Here is an 18,799-nt window from a genome sequence, read left to right on the forward strand (position 1 = left end):
ATTAAAATATCAAAACCAATTTTTAGTTTTATTTCTTTGAGATTTAACAACAATAAACAGGGCAATAACCCCTAAACCAATTGTCATTCCAGGTTCAGGAACACTAGCAGCTTTAAGTGGATTATTCGGTTTATTTAACTGTTCTTTACCATCCTCTATTTGACGATTAAATCGATCCTTAGAAGCTTCTGCGACTTTCAAAGCTTGACGTTGTTCATCATTCACTAGAACAATCATCGAAGAATAGGGGGTAACAATATTATAGGTCTTGGCGATCGCATGAATATCATCTAATTTAGCTAATTGTTGTTCAGGGTTTTTCTGACTTAATCCCCGAACTAATAATCGCGCTGCAATTTGTTCAAACCCCTGGGATTTTTGAGCTTTTTCCGTCGTTTTTTCCATTAACCAAGCATAGCCATCCGCCACGGTTAAAACCTGGGGTTTTTCTGGATTTTTGCCAGGTTTAGATTGAGTTGAACCTGCCAATTTTTGGGTTAATTGTTCCGTTGTCGCCACCCGTTTCATCACTTCCGAAATATCGGTTGAAACCCCACCTCCATTATGTTGAATCATCTTTAAAGTTCCATCTTCATAAGCACCAGCCAGGGAACCCAAATGCACAATCCACAGAGGAATAGAAAGCTGGGGAACCTCGGTTTTATCTTCCGATAATTCATAACTTCCTTCATCACTAATTAATACAATTCCGTCGTAGGCTTCATTTCCTCGCAACTGTATAAACTGGCGCAGCATTTCTTTAATTTGTAAGGTTCCATAAAAGACTTTTTGATCAACCTGAAACCGTGGCAAATCATTCATAAATTGGGGTTGATTTCCGGCTGTTGCAGTAACATATAAATCCGCCTGATTTTTGGTAAGAATATTAGTCTTAAACCAATCTAAGGTTTTCGCTAATTCCTGTTTATGGGTTCCCATACTGCGAGAGGTATCCAAAATAATCGCAAATCGTTGATTTTGGGGTAAAATATAATCTTTTTCAGCTAAGGGTTGAACCGTAATTTTATAATCATCTAAACTGACTTGATGGGATTGAATTGACTGTTGAGAAGCTGGTAAATTAGCCTCTAACCAATCCTTTTCAAATCCTTTAATTGATTTTTGATTTCTAATTCTTTCCGTGGCTTTTGTCCAGAAAATATTACGTTTTTCTCCCAATTTAGGTAACGGCCATTGATTCCCCTGACCCATGACTTTATAGGTTAACCACAGATGCAATTCTGCGGGAGGATTAGGATTATTTCTATCCCAAGAAACTGATTTAGGCGGAATCGGAAATGCACGCAGTCGATAATGTTGGGTTCCCACCTGTTCTAACAATGCCGGGTCAACGGGACGTTCCCGTTTAACCTGAGAATTATACACTTTTTGAGCCGCACCCCTCGGAGAAACCGTAAAGGGAAAACGGGTAGCTTTATTATTAGTATCTCCTAACCAAAGTCCCGTAATTACGGCGGTTTCAGGTAAGGTGAAAGAGTAAAAAATCTCCTCTACATCCTTAGTTTGATTTTGATAAATTTCGTGGATTTCCACATCTCCCCAGTCCCCCTTTTCTTGAACAGTAACCTCTTGTTTGGCTAACCAAACTTTTTTCTGATTAATATTCAATAAGCCTGCTTTAGCATCATCTAAAATAACTGTAGATTTAAGCGCGTGTTGAATTGCCAGACGTTCTCCTTTTTCAATCGGAGCATCAAAAAAATTAGCATATAGTTTCTCAGCCTTATCCACATCCTTATCTAAATCTCCTTGATAAAGAAAGGGAGACATCAATTGATTATAACTATTTTGAAGACCATTTAATAAGGGTTGAGGTAAATTGAAAACATCTTTATACATTGCCTCCATCGAATTACTATCTTTAACGGCTCCTAAATAACGATAGGGAGATAAATAGGCATTGACTAATCCTTTCCGAATAGATTCAGATTGGGCTAATAATTCTTGTTTTTGCGGTTCGGTTTGGGGAATATTTTCTAACTTTTGAAAGGCTAAAAATTGAGGTTGACGCAGAAAACTAATTAATAATACAGTCCAAAGGGTTACAACTCCTAATGAGATTTGGACGGTGCGAGTCCGACCATATTGGGCTGAAAATTTGCCTAAAATTCGTTGTCCTGAATGAACATAAAGAGCAACTAAAGCCGAAGGCATTCCTAAAAATAATGTTGCTGTTCCGGCGCAAAGAATCGTCATCACAGCAAAACCTAACAAGAAATTATGAGTTAAATCCCACCACAAATATTCTAACCACTGAAATGAAAAAAACTGTCTTAACATAACAACAGCAGCCGGAACTGCATAATATAGCAGAATAATTCCTAAATAAAATCCAACTAATAACATCAGGCTATGGACAGCTAATTGTATTCCCGATAAAATTCGAGAGATTTTATGCTCTTTTTGTCCTAAATATCCCCAGACTAATTCTATAAAAAAGGCAGTAATACAAATTAAAATAGTGGTTAATACGAAACGACTAGCTAGGGTCATTTCCCGCAGAATAAATAATCTTACCAGACAGAATAAAAATAGCGGTGCTTCTACACCATAAAATAACCGGATTAACTCTACAGGTCTTTGACGAAAATTCCTATTTGCAATAATCACGCAAACGGTGGGAATTGCAATTAAAGCCAGGATGGTTAGAGTAAATTCTAGTTCGATTTCTCCAGCAAAGGTCGCTAAGACCAGAAAAATTGCTAGAAAAGGTAAAATCCAAATATAAACAACGGTGAGGAAAGTGATATTCCACAACCAAAAAATTAATCCGAACAGGGTATGAAGGGTTTTAGTGATATTCATATTACCCGATTAGGCTATATATAAAAGTAGAAGATTCAACCGAAAACTATCGCAGCCACTCTATCATCAAGTATAGCAAGAGGCAATAGGGAATAGGCAATCTCGCTATAGGTAAATACTTACTATGAGCAGCTTTTAGCTTTCAAGAATGTCCTAATAGATGCGGCAACTGCTATATAACTCTCTACAATTGAGCTATCATCGATTACTGAATTGTAAAAACAGAAATTATAAAAAAAGCTCAGGTATGATTACCTAAGCTTTCCTTATTTAGATAAAATCGAGGATATCCTCGGAATCAGTCCTAATCCAAGGGGTCAAAAAGCCATTTAATAGCGACCACGACCACCGCCACCGCCACCGCCACCATAGCCACCGCGACCGCCACCGCCACTGCGACCACCACCCGGCGGTCGGTCTTCTTTAGGTTTGGCTTTGTTAACTTTCAAGTCTCGACCCATCCATTCCGCTCCATCTAGTGCTTCAATAGCTGCTGTTTCTTCTGTGTCATTTTCCATTTCCACAAAAGCAAAGCCACGCACTCGACCTGTTTCACGATCTGTAGGGAGTTGAACCCGTTTAACATTACCGTACTCTTTAAAGACCTCTTTTAGATCTTCTTCTTTAACTTCATAAGAAAGATTGCCGACATAAATAGACATAGGGTATCTCCAAAATCAAAATAGTGCGGAGGTTAGAATTTCGGAGAGAAGCCTGTCCAAACCAAACGGGAAATGCCCATCAAGACTACAAACAAAAGCTACAACCGAATTTTACTCTCATTAACCACTCTAGTATAACCTATTTTTAACTAAATTGACAATTCTGCAACAATTACCAAAATTTTGACTTTACTAAGGAACCTTTTAATCTTGGGATTCAGCCTGATCTAGCAACCTCAACCAATCTCAAATCAAAAAGCCTAGATATTACGACCTAACCAATAAAAAAGCTCAGGTATCGCGACCTAAGCCTTTTTATTGAGATGAAATCAAGGAGACCCTCAAAGTCAATACTAATCGAAGGGGTTAAAAAGCAACTTAGTAGCGAGAACCGCGACCACCGCCACCGCCACCGCCACCACCGCGACCACCGCCACCGCCGCCACCACCACCATAGGCGGAACGACCACCAACACCTGGTCCTCGGTCTTCTTTAGGTTTGGCTTTGTTCACTTTCATGGTTCGACCCATCCAATCGGCTCCATCAAGCTCTTCAATGGCTTTGTCTTCTTCCGCTTCAGTTTCCATTTCCACAAAAGCAAAGCCTCTGACTTTTCCTGTTTCACGGTCTTTAGGAAGTTGAACTCGTTTAACCTCACCGTACTCTTTAAAGACCTCTTTTAGATCTTCTTCAGTAACTTCATAAGAAAGATTGCCGACATAAATAGACATAGGGTATCTCCAAAATCAAAATAGTGCGGAGGTTAGAATTTCGGAGAGAAGCCTGTCCAAACCAAACGGGAAATGCCCATCAAGACTACAAACAAAAGCTACAACCGAATTTTACTCTCACTGATTACTTTAGCACAACCTGTTGAAAAACAGGCACTTACACTCCTGTAACAATCCTGGGGATTCGTCTGGGAATTTTTTCTCCACTGAGGACTACTTTTAGTACAAATATAAGCATTCATTCTGCTATCCTTGTCCTTGCCGCAAGCTCCTCAAGCGTAAATTTTTTCCCAGTCCGGGAGTGGGTTTTAATGTCTTGCACTGACAACTTTCACTCTAAAAAATTACAGGGCAGAAGAGAAGTCAAATTTTAGTAGCTTCGTGAGCTATTTCTGTTATTTCCCCAGCCACCACCAGAATGATCAGAAGGCTTGCGATCTTCTCTGGGTCTGGCTTTATTCACCTTCAGGACTCGACCCATCCATTCTGCTGAATCGAGTTCACCAATTGCTTTGGTTTCTTCGTCATCCGTTGCCATTTTGATGAAGCCAAAACCCCGTTTTCTTTGGGTTTCCCGGTCAATGGGAATTTGAACATCTGTAACGGAACCATATTCACCAAACACTTGAGTGAGGTCGGTTTCTGTTACGTCGTAAGACAGATTGCCTACATAAATCGTCATTAATTACCTTTTCAGTCAAAAATCAAGGGGTGTGCGGAGATTGGAATTCGGAGGCAAGCGGGTAGAACTTACACTAAAGAGCGAAAATATTCCTGATGCCGTAGCAAACTAGGCTACCGATATCTAATCCTTTGAGAATCATAACATTCTTTTTGGGAAATGCTGTATCTATCTTTTGGTAGACTTAATTTTCATGACTTGATTGTGCTTAAACTGAATCCTATCTAGGCTCCGATCCGATTGTTACATATTGTGAACTACCTACACTGACCTGATGGTACAGTGTAGGCTTCCCAATTCAATGGGGACTGCCTCGGACTTCATGGATTTTTTACGTCCCGAAGATTTTGGTCTTACATCCCCTCCAAGGGCAGAGAAGCTCGTTTTAAACCAACTTTTTACTTTTTTCACCCCGGCTTAAAAGCACGGGGCGTGATTGTTTCTACACAACTTCAGTTAAAATTTTCGACTTTCAAACCCAACCCGGGGACAATTCATTTCTAATTCCCAAAAGTCAGTCAATCCCATCTTAATTGTTTGGAATGGGACAGGTCGCATAAACGGAATCGGATCGTAATCGGGGTTATCGGGTTCATCGGGGGCAGTTGTTCTAGGGGGGGCGGAATTAGTCGGGGGACGACGGGATTCTTGGGGTTCGTCGGCAGTCGGGGCAGAAGTGCTGGCGCGACGTGAGCCCAAGGGAACCACTTTGTTTTGAGTCGGGGTGGCGGGATCGAAAGTTTGGGTGGGTCTGGAAAGATCCATTTGTGCCGGATAAATCCGTTGGGCAGTCAGTTCTGCCCGCTTTTCCTTAAATCCTTCCTGTCGTTCAATGGTATTCATTCCCAAACGACCTTCGATAATAATTTGATCTCCTTGATGATATTTTTCGTGAACTTCCTGCGCGAAATTTCCCCATGCGATTACTTTTAAAGTGGCGGGCGGATCGACATCCCGTAGTCCGGGAAACTGAACCAACATTTCAGTAAGGGCAATTTGATTATCGGGGGTATAACGAAGTTGCGGATCTTGAATGATCTCCGCCATTAGAATAATACTGTTCATTTTTTGATCAATAAATTTGTTTGCCGTGGGAGTGTTCTCCCTCGCTATTCATGAAACTCTCCCCAAGAGTTGAGTTTTTTCAATCATGACATTTTTATTGGAAAATTTAAACGGTTTTTGATTAATTTTTTACCCTAAATATCTTCGCGGTGATCCATCCCTTGGGATTGATTCACAAAATCATGAACTAAATTGCGGTATTCTCGCAGGGTCGTATCAACCCAATCTCGATCAACACTATTGGCAAAAATATGAACCTGCGGCTCTCCCGCATCGGGTAAAACCAGAACCCAGTTATCATCTTGGTAGTTAATTAATTTGACTCCATCAATTAATTCTAGGTTGTCGGGGGAATGGGTTTCGACTAAATGCCGCATTAATGCTCCTTTAATTGTCCAAGGACAACGCACGGTATAGCGACGATGGACGACATGGGGTAAATCCGCCCGTACTTGGGTTAGTGAGCGCTCTTGGCTGGTTAACAGTTCAATAATTTTAGCAATGGAAAACATCGCATCAAACCCGGGATGCAGTTGGGGAAAGATAAATCCCATATCGCCACTGCCACCTAAAACTACGTTAGGATTGCGGTGACAAGCTTCCATTAAGGCCGTTGGGTTTGCCTTGGTACGGATGACTTTAGCATCGTAACGACGGGCAATTTGTTCGACGGCCGAAGATGTATGCACCGGAACTACGATGGTACTGCGGGGATGGGAAGTTAAGACCATATTCACCATCAAAGAGGTTAAAAATTCCCCTCGAATGGGACTTCCGGTTTCATCTACTAACATAAATTGTTCCCCATTGGCATAAACCTGGGCTCCAAAATTAGCCCGTAGCGCTTCTACAACTCGTCCTAATTGATCGAGTAAATTTTCTCGTTCAGGAACCGATAAAGCGGTATGATTTAAACTAGCATTTAAAACCACCGCATCACAGCCAAATTTAGCTAAAAGTTGGGGTAAAATTGCCCCAGAAACCGCATAAACATAGTCAATAACTACCTTGGCGTTACTGTAGCGTAAAATTTCACTATTGATATGTTTACTAAAACTGGCACTATAAATATCTAATAAATCAACCGTATAACTGACGTTACCAATTTCAGGAATTTGCGCCCGTCTCAAATCTTCCTTGAAATAAGCCCCTTCAATTTTTTTCTCCTTGGCTTTGGTAATACTAATTCCTTTATTATCCAAAAATTCAATTAATAAATAGTCTGCCCGTTCTGGGGAGAGGCGAACGTGAATTCCCCCCGCTACATTTAAAGTAGGAATAGCCGTGCGAGTGATGGGAATGGCGGTGGCATCTAAGTTAATAATATTCACCCCAACGGACATTAAACCTGCCACTAAAGAACGAGTCACCATCCGAGAAATCGGCCGTTGATCCCGGGAAACTGCTACCAAAGAACCGGGTTTTAAAGTTGACCCAAAAGCCGCCCCCAATTTAACCGCAAATTCCGGGGTAATATCAATATTTGCTAATCCTTGCACCCCCCTTTGACCGAATAAATTGCGTTGGGCCGTATTCCCCCAAATTAAATTAATATTCAGGGTAGCCCCGGATTCGATTTTTTTACTTGGCCAGACCCGCACCCCCGGACTAATTTGGGCTTCTTCCCCGACACTGGATAAGGAACCCACCACCGCCCCTTCGAGGACATGGGCACGACGTCCCACCCGCGCACCCCGGGCAATTACACAGGCCCGTAAATGGGCATCATCCCCAATAATCGCCCCATTCCAAATAATTGGCCGTTTGATATTGGCATCGGCCCCGATGGTGATATTATCGCCAATCACGCTTCCGGCTTCAATTTGTGCCCTCGCCCCAATGCGACAATTCCGACCAATCAAAACCGGGGTTTCGATCACGGCGGTTTCATCAATAAAGGTATTTTCTCCAATCCACAGACCCGGAGAAGGTTCGGGGTAGGCAATTTTCAGTTTCACTTTCCCCATTAAGGCATCATAATGGGCTTCTCTATAGATGTCTAAATGACCAATATCACACCAATAATTATTAGCAATAAACCCATACATGGGTATCCCTTTTTCTAGGAGTAAGGGAAATAAATCTTGGGAAAAATCACATTCTTGATCAAAGGGAAGATACTCTAAAACTTCTGGTTCTAAAATATAGGTTCCGGTATTCACCGTATCGGAGAAAACTTCACTGGCGGCGGGTTTTTCTAAAAAGCGATTAATTCGATGATTTTCGTCGGTAATGACCACACCAAACTCAATGGGGTTGGGCATTCGGGTTAGAATCAAGGTGGCTTTGGATTGTTTCTGCTGATGAAATTCTATGGCGGCAGTTAAATCAAAATCCGTAACACTATCTCCACTAATTACTAAAAAGGTTTTATCTAAAAGTTCGGCAATATTTTTGACACAACCTGCGGTTCCCAGGGGTTGATCTTCTTCCACCGCATAAGTGATTTGTACCCCTAAATGACTGCCATCATGAAAATATTCTCGCATCACATCGGGAAGATAATGCAATGTGGCGATCACTTCTGTAATATTATGTTGTTTGAGGAGATTGATAATATGTTCAGCAATCGGACGATTGAGTATGGGTACCATCGGTTTAGGCAGATCGCAGGTTAACGGTCTTAGTCGTGTTCCTGATCCACCGGCCATTAGCACTGCTCGCATATATCCTCCTGATTGATTTAGCTTGATTTGGTGATCCGGTGTTTTTCGGATTTGATCACAGCTAGGTTTATAATTAAAAACCTTCTCAATATATAGAATAGCAAATTTCCTATGGAATTGCTTCCCTTTTAACCTATGTCAACCCCAATCACCATTCTCTAAGATTAACTGCTAGAATAGACCTATGTTTACTGTGTCTATCATCCTTTAGGTATAAAATATTTCAGACATGAATTCCCTAATTACCCTAGTATTAGTCGTTATTTATGCGGGTGGAATCTGGAAATTTTGGACGGGGTTTGAAAATACCAACTTCAACCGCAGTTTCCAAAACCGTCTGATCTTCTCCCTGTTATGGCCAGTTTTGTTTGTATTTAATCCTTCCTATCGGAAAAACTTTAAAAAAGCATTGAAAGGCTCAAAATAGACTGATATAGCAATTCGCGCCGATGTCATAATCTTTGATTGTGGCGGTTTGGTCTCCAAACCTAGAGGTTTTCTTCACACATCTTACAATGAATGGCTAAATCTTCTAATTCATCGGGTTTTTTCAATTTATCTGTGAGTTCCGACCCTTTGGAAAGGGCGATCGCTTCGATTGCCAATCGTTTTAATCAAGAATATCAAGGGGGATCTTTTGATTTACCTCCAGAGGTTGAAACGATGGCAATTTTTCGCGATCGCATAGCTGGAACTTTATCAGAAAAAATCACTTCTCCCTTTTGGGAAATTGCCAAACCGCAAAAAAATCAGCACTGTTTAGATATTGGTTGTGGGGTCAGTTTTCTAATTTATCCTTGGCGAGATTGGGGAGCTTTATTTTATGGTCAAGAAATTAGTACGGTGGCTAAGGACGCCCTGAATATTCGAGGGCCACAGTTAAATTCTAAACTGTTTAAAGGAGTAACTTTAGCCCCCGGTCATAAATTACAATATGAGGCAAATCAGTTTGATTTAGCGATCGCCACTGGATGGAGTTGTTACTATCCGATCAGTTATTGGGAATTGGTTTTAAAAGAAGTCAAGCGGGTAGTTAAACCTGGGGGAGATTTTGTTTTTGATGTTCTGATTCCCGATGCTGAATTAGCCGAAGATTGGGCAATTTTAGAAACCTATTTAGGTACAGAAGTTTTCTTGGAAATCCTAGAAAATTGGGAAAAAATTATCAAAGAAACGGGAGCTAAAATTTTAAAACGCCAGCCCGGAACGTTGTTTCAACTCTATAAAATCCGCTTTTAAACGGAATCATGATCATTGACCTATTGTTAATTGGTGCATTAGGATTTCTCGGAAGTTTTGGTCACTGTTTGGGAATGTGCGGCCCCTTAACCGTGGCTTTTTCTGTTTCCGACGAATCCCTCTCCCCTGGCAAAATTCCCTGGCAATTTCACCTATTATTAAATTTAGGCCGGATTCTGAGTTATGCCTTAATTGGGGCGATGATTGGCGGGTTGGGTTCGGTTTTAATTGCTGGGGGACAAATGGCAGGAATTGGCAGTATTTTTCGCCAAGGGATAGCGATTTTTACTGGAATTCTATTAATCATTTTAGGATTAGCTCAAATTAATCCTACCGTCTTTCATCGTTTCCCAATTATCCATCCTTTATCTCCTAAAAATTTACATGATCACCTGAGTAAATGGATGGTGAATCTATCTTTACAAAATCATTTTTTTACCCCAATTTTATTAGGATTAATTTGGGGTTTAATTCCCTGTGGTTTTCTCTACACAGCCCAAATTAAAGCCGCAGAAACAGGAAATTTAGGGTTAGGAATGCTAACTATGTTAGCCTTTGGAATCGGAACTTTTCCGACCATGTTAGGGGTGGGATTATTAACCGAAAAATTCACCGCCGACCGCCGAAGTCAACTTTTTAGAATGGGGGGATGGATTACTTTATTAATTGGAATTTTAACCCTATTAAGAACCGGAAACCATGTTGATTATACGGGATATGGTTCTTTAATTAGTTTAATGTTCACCTTAATTGCCCGTCCCATTAGTCGCCTCTGGTCACAACCTTTAAAATATAGACGCTTTTTAGGAGTCGGAGCTTTTGTATTAGCGATTATTCATACGGTACAAATGTTAGATCATACATTTCAATGGAATTTAACTGCTTTTGAATTTATGATTATTCAACATCAACTAGGAATAATAGCGGGGGGATTAGCATTATTATTGATGATTCCTGCGGCTATTACCAGTTTTGATCATATTCAAAGTTATTTAGGAATAGTTTGGCGAAAAATTCATTTATTAGCCGTACCCGCATTAATTTTAATAGTGATTCATGCTCTCTTAATTGGTTCTAATTATTTTGGTAGATTTGATCTAACATTTTTTGATCAATTAAGAGGTTTTATTTTTATTATTGTAACTTTAATGGTATTATTGATTAGGTATCTTTCTATTTGGTCACTATTAGGATTAGAAAAATTTTATGTTGCGCCCCTTAAACAAAAATAAGTCTTTAAAATTATTATTAATTATTGGAACATTCCTCTGTGTTCAACCCCTACAAAAATTCTCCTATTCTAACCCTGCTATCGCCCATGAATTAGAAGTGTCTGGAGATGTGGCGGTAACATTTCACCTAGAACCTAATCATAATCCCCGATCAGGAGAAAAAGCCAGGATTTGGTTTGCATTAACTCGTCGCGGCGGAAAAATTATTCCCCTATCTGAATGTAATTGTCAATTGGCGATTTATCGAGAACCTCGGTCATCAAATACTCAACCATTAATGCAGCCCCAATTAAAAGCTATTGCTGCGGAAAAATATCAGGGTATCCCCGGAACAGAAGTTATATTTCCCCAAGCAGGAATTTATCAATTAGAATTGAAAGGAACTGCTAAAAATAATCAGGATTTTAAACCTTTCAAAACCAGTTATTCTGTCACGGTTAGATAAATTTTAACCGAATTTTCTCACCAGGTAGGGGCGGGTTCGAGTTAACCTTTCCTACTCACAAACAATCTACCTAAACCCGCCCATCTTAATTTAATTAACTACTTTTAATTTAACTCCCCAGAATAGATAATTTTTGGAAGATCAAGGGTGGGGTGGGGCGGGTTTTTGAAGGTTGTTTGTGAAAAGCATAAATTTTTACAGAATCCGCCTCTACGGGTTAATAATGATTATGTTTGGCATTGGCCCACAGCCGACCTCCGAAACCCGATGTCTGCAACTCGAAAAAGTTAGAAGATCGTTGCTGCGGTGATCCACCTTTCAGATAAAATGGTATACGCGACATCCCAATAAGGAAAAATAGGACATGAGTGATACGTTTGACAAAGTGAAGAAAATTGTTAAAGAACAATTAGATGTTGAAGAAGATAAAGTTGTTCCAAATGCCAGCTTCACCGATGATTTAGGTGCTGATTCTCTGGATATAGTAGAACTGGTTATGTCATTAGAAGAAGAATTTAGTATCGAAATTCCCGATGAAGATGCCGAAAAGATTCTAACCGTTCAAGAGGTTGTAGACTACATCGAAAACAACGTCCCAGCATCAGCTTAATCTTTTAAACTGATTTAAAATCAACAGAAAAAGCAGAGGATTAGCCGTTTGTCAGTCCCGCAGAAACTTTGCTGCATCCGACTGTCTGAACTAGGCAATCCTAACCCATTTTAATTTAACTGCTGTTGTTGGGTAAAGCCAAGACATCTTAATTGAGTTGAGCGAAGAGACTAAAACAAGAAATTGGGTTATACCAAAATGCGAATCCCAGTAGTTGATCAAAACAACAAGCCATTAATGCCAACCACACCCGCAAGAGCGAGGAAGTGGATTGAATCTGGAAAAGCAGTTAAACGCTGGTCAGACTGTGGGCAATTTTATGTTCAACTCACAATTGAACCCAGTGGATACACAACCCAAAATCTTGTGATTGGGATTGATCCTGGCAAGAAATTCTCTGGGATTGGTGTTCAATCAGCTAAGTTTACACTGTATACAGCCCATCTAATTTTACCGTTTCAGACAGTCCGTGAACGCATGGATATAAGACGATTAATGCGTCGAGGTCGCAGAGGAAGAAGGATCAACCGGAAGATTGAGTTCTCGAAACGCAACCATCGCCAAAAACGCTTTAATAATCGTCGCCAAGGTAAACTGCCTCCATCAATTCGTGCTAATCGCCAATTGGAATTGAGAATAGTTTCCGAATTATTCAGAATTTACCCAGTTGCAGAAATTAGATCCGAGTATGTAAAAGCCGATGTTGACTTAACCAGTGGACGTAAACAAGCAAAATCTGGTAAAGGTTTTTCGCCCCCCCCCAAACCCCCCGTACACGGGGGGCTAGGGGGGGTGGGACAAAAATGGATGTTAAGCCAATTAGAAAAGTTTGCGCCAGTAGTTAGGATTGAAGGTTATCAAACCGCATCAACTCGTAAATATTTGGGGCTAACAAAGAACAAAACAGACAAATCTAAGCCTGAATTCAATACTCATGCGGTTGATGGTGTCGCTATTGCAGCAACAGCTTTTGTCGAGTATCGCCAATATCACACAGCAAAAACTGATGGTGCTAATTGGTTTGGTGATGTTGTGATCACAACTGCCCAATTCCGAGTGATTCGCAAACCCCCTTTTTCTCGTCGCCAACTTCACTTATAGCAGGGAACACCGGAACAGCCCCCCCAAACCCCCCGTGCACGGCAGGCTAGGGGGGGGAGGGAACACCGGAGGAAAAGACTTCACCGTCTAGCTTTGCTGCATCACTCTTTGTCCTAATAGGTCTGGCGACTGCTATAATGCTCCCGGCCAAAGGCGGAGTGCGTCGTAAGTATGGGGGTTCTACAACTCGTCATGGATTTCGCAAGGGTGATTTGGTTAAATCTCCCAAGGGTGTTAGCTACGTCAGTGGTGATACCGAAAGACAAGTATCTGTTAGCGATGCTAACTGGAAACGGTTAGGGCAGATTGCTTCTAGTAAAGTACAGTTAATTCGCCGTTCTAACGGGTTGATTGTTACTTAGAAGATTGTGTAAAGCCGTCCTTCGCTTCGCTAAAGGACGGGGTTTCAAACCCAGTTTTTCGATGAATTTTAAGCGCGTTGTTGTAACAGGTTTAGGGGCAATTACTCCGCTTGGAAATACCAAGGCTGAATATTGGGACGGGTTAATTAACGGACGCAATGGAATTGGCCCAATTACCCGATTTGATGCCTCAAAGCACGATTGTCGGATTGCGGGTGAGGTAAAGGGATTTGACCCCTGTGATTATATCTCGCGCAAGGAAGCCAAGCGGATGGATCGCTTCGCTCAGTTTGCGGTAGCGGCTAGTCAACAAGCTGTTTCTGATGCCGGATTCGTGATTAATGACTTAAATGCAGAACAGGTGGGTGTCATTATTGGCACAGGTATTGGCGGACTGAAGGTACTCGAAGATCAGCAAGAGATCTATTTAACTCGTGGCCCCGATCGCTGTAGTCCGTTTATGATCCCGATGATGATTGCTAATATGGCGGCCGGACTCACGGCTATTCATACCGGGGCTAAGGGGCCTAACTCCTGTTCGGTGACGGCTTGTGCGGCCGGGTCAAATTCCGTGGGCGATGCCTTTCGTTTAATTCAACGCGGCTATGCTCAAGCGATGATTTGTGGCGGTACAGAGGCGGCAGTTACCCCGTTATCGGTGGCGGGATTTGCCGCAGCCCGGGCTCTATCTACTCGCAATGATGAACCCCTAATCGCCTGTCGTCCCTTTGATCGGGATCGAGATGGATTTGTGATGGGAGAGGGAGCCGGAATTTTACTATTAGAAGAATTAGACTGTGCTTTAAGTCGGGGTGCCCGGATTTATGCGGAAATGGTGGGTTATGGGATGACCTGTGATGCCTACCATATCACCTCCCCTGTTCCTGGGGGAGAAGGGGCTAGTAGAGCTATTTCCTTGGCGATGAAGGATGCCGGAATTACCCCGGAACAAATTAGTTATATTAATGCCCATGGAACCAGTACCTCGGCCAACGACTCGACGGAAACCGCCGCAATTAAACGGGTATTAGGGGAAAGTGCTTACAAGATCACGGTAAGTTCGACTAAATCAATGACCGGTCACTTATTAGGGGGATCGGGAGGTATTGAAGCGGTAGCAACGGCGATGGCCATTGCAGAGGATCGGGTTCCTCCGACAATTAATTTGGATAATCCAGATCCCGAATGTGATTTGGATTATGTTCCTCATCGGAGTCGCGCCCAAGTTGTGAATGTGGCTTTATCCAATTCCTTTGGATTTGGCGGTCATAATGTGACCTTAGTATTTAAAAAGTTTCAACCGTGATCTGGCAATTTTTACGAATTCAGCCACCCTTGTGGCGTAGTGAAAAATCCACTCGCCTTTGGGGAGTGGAGGATGTCAACAAATCCTAGTAGTATAGAAAATAAAGAAAATTGAATAATTGTCAATTTTTTAGTTAGCTTAGAGAGGTTATCCTTGAGTCAATCACTAGACGCCATTGCTCCCCACGGTGGACATCTAATTAATCGTATTGCAACTCCTGACCAACGACGGGAATTTTTGGACAAAGGAGAACATTTACCCCGAGTTCAGTTGGATGAGCGATCGCTTTCTGATTTAGAACTAATCGCTATTGGGGGTTTTAGTCCCCTAACTGGGTTTATGGAACAGGCGGACTATAAAACCGTTGTTGACCAAATGCACCTGAGTAATGGTTTACCCTGGTCAATTCCGATTACTTTGTCTGTATCGGAGGAGGTCGCCTCGAACCTAAAAGAAGGAGGTTTGGTGCGTTTAGATTCCCCTACAGGTGATTTTGTTGGGATTTTGGAACTGACCGAAAAATATTCCTACGACAAGGAAACCGAAGCCCTGAAAGTCTACCGTACCACGGATGAAAAACATCCTGGGGTAAAAGTAGTTTACGATCAAGGGGGAATTAATCTCGCTGGCCCAGTGTGGTTATTAGAGCGTCAATCCCATCCCTACTTCCCGAAATATCAAATTGACCCGGCTGAATCTCGGGCAATATTTAGAGAAAAAGGCTGGAAAACTATTGTTGGATTTCAAACCCGAAACCCCATCCATCGCGCCCATGAATATATCCAAAAATGTGCTTTAGAAACCGTTGATGGCTTGTTTTTGCATCCTTTAGTTGGGGCGACAAAATCCGATGATATCCCTGCGGATGTGCGGATGCGCTGCTATGAAATTTTGATTGATCATTACTATCCTAAACAACGGGTGATTTTAGCAATTAATCCGGCTGCAATGCGTTATGCTGGCCCCCGGGAAGCGATTTTTCATGCGCTGGTGCGGAAAAATTATGGCTGTACTCATTTTATTGTGGGTCGGGATCATGCCGGGGTGGGTGATTATTATGGCACCTACGATGCTCAATATATTTTCAATGAGTTTGAACCCGGAGAATTAGGTATTACTCCGATGATGTTTGAACACGCTTTTTACTGTAAGGTGACAGAAGGAATGGCAACCAGTAAAACCAGTCCCAGTTCGCCGGAACAGCGAGTTCATTTATCGGGAACTAAGGTACGAGAATTACTCCGTCGGGGAGAACTGCCACCCCCGGAATTTTCCCGCCCGGAAGTTGCTAATGAATTAATTAAAGCAATGAAAACAAATAATCAGTAGTCAGTTATTAATTATCAGTTATCAGTGTAATAGTTGATATTATAGTTAATAGTGAATTAGCTGTTTTTAAATTATTACCTAATAACTGATAACGGTTCCAGAGGCGCCGTGGCAATTCTAAACACTGATAACTGATTACTGATTACTGATTACTGATTTTTGGTAATGGGACTAAAACGACGGGAATTTTTACAACGGGCTGGCTTACTCCTGGCGGCACTGGGGATTAATCAAAGACTGTATTATCGTTCTGATCAAGCCTTGGCACAGCCAGCCCGACGGAAGTTAGCCCTATTAGTTGGAATTAATCAATATCCAACTACAAATCGCATTCAAGAACCGTTGCAAGGCTGTTTAACGGATGTGGAATTGCAACGGAATTTGTTAATTTATAAATTCGGTTTTCAGCCCGATGATATTGTCACGTTAACAAATGAAGCAGCTACTAGAAATCAAATTGAATCGGCATTTATTTCCCATTTAATTGAACAGGCTAAAATGGGAGATTTAGCGCTGTTTCATTTTAGTGGTTATGGGAGTTGTATCCCTCGGTATAATTTGGTTTCTAATTCATCTCAAATTCAGCATTCTTTTCTTCCTGTTGATGTTGCTTTATCAGAAACGGAAACTGTTAATGATATTTTAGAAGATACCTTGTGGTTATTATTGCGATCGCTAAAAACTTCTAACATAATTACTATTTTAGATACCAGCTTTATTTATCCAGGATATCATCAACAAGGGACTCTAAAAATTCGCGCTATTCCCAGTCCAACCACCGTTGAAATTAATCCAGCAGAATTAGATTTACAAAATCAACTATTATCTAGTTTAGGCATTTCTCGTCAAGAATTAGAACAAAGAAAACCAGGTTTACCAGGGATAGTTTTATCCGCATCTAAACCATCCCAAATCGCCACAGAAGCTCGATGGGATGGCTTTAATGCAGGATTATTCACTTATATCTTAACCCAAACCCTCTGGGGGGCAAGTTCACCCCGGAATTTATCAGATCAAATCCGTCGGGTTGCGGGAGAAGTTGAACAAATTGTGGGATCATCTCAACAACCCCAACTGCGCCGCACATTAACGGGGTCTAATTCTAAAACTGAATCAGAATTTTCTTTAGGGAATTTATGGATTAATTCTCCTCCGGTTGATGGTGTAATTACCGGAGTTGAAGATAATGGCAAAACAGCCAAAATTTTATTAACTGGTTTGCCAGCTTTTGTGTTAGATTCCTATAGTTTAAATAGTGTATTAACGATTATATCAGATTCTAATTCTTTAGAAAATCCTATCTATTTACAAATACGTTCTCGCACAGGATTAAATGCCAAAGCCCAAATAAAAAATAATAATTCAACGTCATTTTTAGGATTAAAAATCGGACAAAAAGTGCAAGAATTAATTAGAATTTTACCTCGAAAAATTGATTTAAAAATTGCCTTAGATCCGAAATTATCTCGAATTGAACGAGTTGATGCAACTAGCACCTTTTCCGATTCTCCTCGGATGGCAATTGTAGCAGGTGATCAACCTGCGGATTATGTTCTTAGTCGCGTTACCGATACCACTATTGCCCAAACATTGAACGCACCCTTATCCCCTTTATTTCAGGGCAGATATGGGTTATTTTCTAAGGGTTTAGTCTTACTTCCTAATACCGTTGGCGAAGGAGGAGAAGCGGTAAAAGTTGCGATACATCGGTTAATTCCCCAACTAAAAACCCGGTTAGCAATTAAGTTATTAAGATCAACAGAAAATGAACGTTCCTCGAATTTAAAAGTAAGAGCATCTTTAAATTTATTAGCCCCCCAATCTCAAGTTTTAATTAAACGAAAAACCACAGGAATTTTTAATACTATTAATCCAGAAAATAATAATAATATTAATTCTCAATCGAGTTCAAATCAACCCCTGATTAACGCTTCAGAAAATATCGGCATTATCACAGTCCCTCTAGGAAGTCGTTTACAATATCAACTCCAAAATCAAGGGGAATTTCCGGTTTATTTCCTAGTGTTTTCTATGAATAGTGAAGGAGAAACTTATATTTTTAATTCAGGTTTTGACCCCCAACAACAACAAATTGCGCCCGGTAAATCCTTGAGTTTACCAACCGCTAACATTTATAGCGGAAATTCTTCCACAGAAATGATCGGAGAAATGGTCAAAGGGTCAACCGGATTAGTAGAAACTCACGTTATTTTAAGTCATAATCCCTTCTTAGAAACATTAGAAATTTCAGATAGAAATATTAATAAAAATGAAGGTATTTTAAAATTTAATCGAGTTTCTAATCCTTTGAATATTGCTGATGCAATTTTACAAGATTTGAATAGAGGTAGTCAACCAACCTTAGAAAAAATGGGAATTATCACCGATGATTTAGCCCTGGATATTAATAGTTGGGCAACGTTTAATTTTGATTATCGGGTTGTAGGATAGAAATTAACTTCCAAAGACTCATCTTATAGCAACAGGCAAGAGGCAAAAGGGATTATAGAATCCCTTTCAAAATTAAACAGGAATAGTTGAG

16 protein-coding genes are annotated in these 18,799 nt (G+C 40.9%); 10 read left to right on the forward strand and 6 right to left on the reverse strand.

The features are described 5' to 3' along the window. Positions 1–9 precede the first annotated feature (9 nt). The 6 genes from NMG86_RS17305 to NMG86_RS17330 form a co-directional block, all read right to left on the reverse strand. On the reverse strand, positions 10–2,826 hold the full coding sequence (locus NMG86_RS17305; RefSeq protein ID WP_026798628.1) for a TIGR02921 family PEP-CTERM protein: 2,817 nt from the start codon (positions 2,824–2,826) through the stop codon (positions 10–12). 329 nt (positions 2,827–3,155) lie between these two features. Further along, positions 3,156–3,488: an RNA-binding regulator gene (gene rbp, locus NMG86_RS17310; protein WP_026785918.1), complete on the reverse strand. Its 333-nt coding sequence runs from the start codon at positions 3,486–3,488 to the stop codon at positions 3,156–3,158. Positions 3,489–3,866: 378 nt separating this feature from the next. Further along, complete coding sequence (rbp, locus tag NMG86_RS17315) at positions 3,867–4,220, reverse strand: RNA-binding regulator (RefSeq protein WP_026785917.1); 354 nt, start codon at positions 4,218–4,220, stop codon at positions 3,867–3,869. Positions 4,221–4,590: 370 nt separating this feature from the next. Then, positions 4,591–4,902: an RNA-binding regulator gene (rbp, locus tag NMG86_RS17320; protein WP_026785916.1), complete on the reverse strand. Its 312-nt coding sequence runs from the start codon at positions 4,900–4,902 to the stop codon at positions 4,591–4,593. A 456-nt stretch (positions 4,903–5,358) separates the two neighbouring features. Next, positions 5,359–5,967, reverse strand: a complete 609-nt coding sequence (locus tag NMG86_RS17325; protein WP_026798185.1) for a single-stranded DNA-binding protein — start codon at positions 5,965–5,967, stop codon at positions 5,359–5,361. A gap of 134 nt (positions 5,968–6,101) precedes the next feature. Continuing rightward, the gene (locus NMG86_RS17330) at positions 6,102–8,633 is read right to left on the reverse strand and encodes a mannose-1-phosphate guanyltransferase (RefSeq protein ID WP_026798186.1); all 2,532 of its coding nucleotides are present in this window, start codon (positions 8,631–8,633) and stop codon (positions 6,102–6,104) included. 229 nt (positions 8,634–8,862) lie between these two features. On the opposite strand from NMG86_RS17330, the gene NMG86_RS17335 reads away from it, so the two are divergent. The 10 genes from NMG86_RS17335 to NMG86_RS17380 all read left to right on the forward strand — a co-directional run bounded on the left by NMG86_RS17335 (position 8,863) and on the right by NMG86_RS17380 (position 18,708). Continuing rightward, positions 8,863–9,060 (forward strand): hypothetical protein, encoded by a 198-nt coding sequence (locus NMG86_RS17335; RefSeq protein WP_026785914.1) that lies wholly within the window; start codon positions 8,863–8,865, stop codon positions 9,058–9,060. A gap of 92 nt (positions 9,061–9,152) precedes the next feature. Further along, positions 9,153–9,872, forward strand: coding sequence for a class I SAM-dependent methyltransferase (locus NMG86_RS17340; protein ID WP_026798187.1), 720 nt, complete (start codon positions 9,153–9,155; stop codon positions 9,870–9,872). An 8-nt stretch (positions 9,873–9,880) separates the two neighbouring features. Beyond that, a complete protein-coding gene (locus NMG86_RS17345; RefSeq protein WP_337587939.1) occupies positions 9,881–11,104 on the forward strand; it encodes an urease accessory protein UreH domain-containing protein in 1,224 nt (407 codons plus the stop codon). After that, on the forward strand, positions 11,079–11,549 hold the full coding sequence (locus NMG86_RS17350; protein ID WP_026785911.1) for a hypothetical protein: 471 nt from the start codon (positions 11,079–11,081) through the stop codon (positions 11,547–11,549). Before NMG86_RS17345 ends, NMG86_RS17350 begins: the two co-directional genes overlap by 26 nt. Positions 11,550–11,913: 364 nt before the next feature. Beyond that, entirely contained in the window at positions 11,914–12,159 is a 246-nt protein-coding gene (locus NMG86_RS17355) for an acyl carrier protein (protein WP_026785910.1), read from the forward strand. A 198-nt stretch (positions 12,160–12,357) separates the two neighbouring features. Then, positions 12,358–13,260: an RRXRR domain-containing protein gene (locus NMG86_RS17360; protein ID WP_043939747.1), complete on the forward strand. Its 903-nt coding sequence runs from the start codon at positions 12,358–12,360 to the stop codon at positions 13,258–13,260. Positions 13,261–13,397: 137 nt separating this feature from the next. Continuing rightward, positions 13,398–13,622 (forward strand): hypothetical protein, encoded by a 225-nt coding sequence (locus tag NMG86_RS17365; protein ID WP_026785909.1) that lies wholly within the window; start codon positions 13,398–13,400, stop codon positions 13,620–13,622. A gap of 61 nt (positions 13,623–13,683) precedes the next feature. Next, positions 13,684–14,928 carry a beta-ketoacyl-ACP synthase II gene (gene fabF / locus NMG86_RS17370; protein WP_026798189.1) on the forward strand — a complete coding sequence of 415 codons (1,245 nt, stop codon included), beginning with the start codon at positions 13,684–13,686 and terminating at the stop codon, positions 14,926–14,928. A gap of 153 nt (positions 14,929–15,081) precedes the next feature. Next, positions 15,082–16,257: a sulfate adenylyltransferase gene (gene sat / locus NMG86_RS17375; protein WP_026795666.1), complete on the forward strand. Its 1,176-nt coding sequence runs from the start codon at positions 15,082–15,084 to the stop codon at positions 16,255–16,257. Between the two features lie 165 nt (positions 16,258–16,422). Further along, entirely contained in the window at positions 16,423–18,708 is a 2,286-nt protein-coding gene (locus NMG86_RS17380; RefSeq protein ID WP_026798190.1) for a caspase family protein, read from the forward strand. The last annotated feature ends 91 nt before the right edge of the window (positions 18,709–18,799 follow it).

The sequence above is a fragment of the Planktothrix rubescens CCAP 1459/22 genome, from assembly GCA_904830895.1.
Taxonomy (GTDB): Bacteria; Cyanobacteriota; Cyanobacteriia; order Cyanobacteriales; family Microcoleaceae; genus Planktothrix; species Planktothrix agardhii.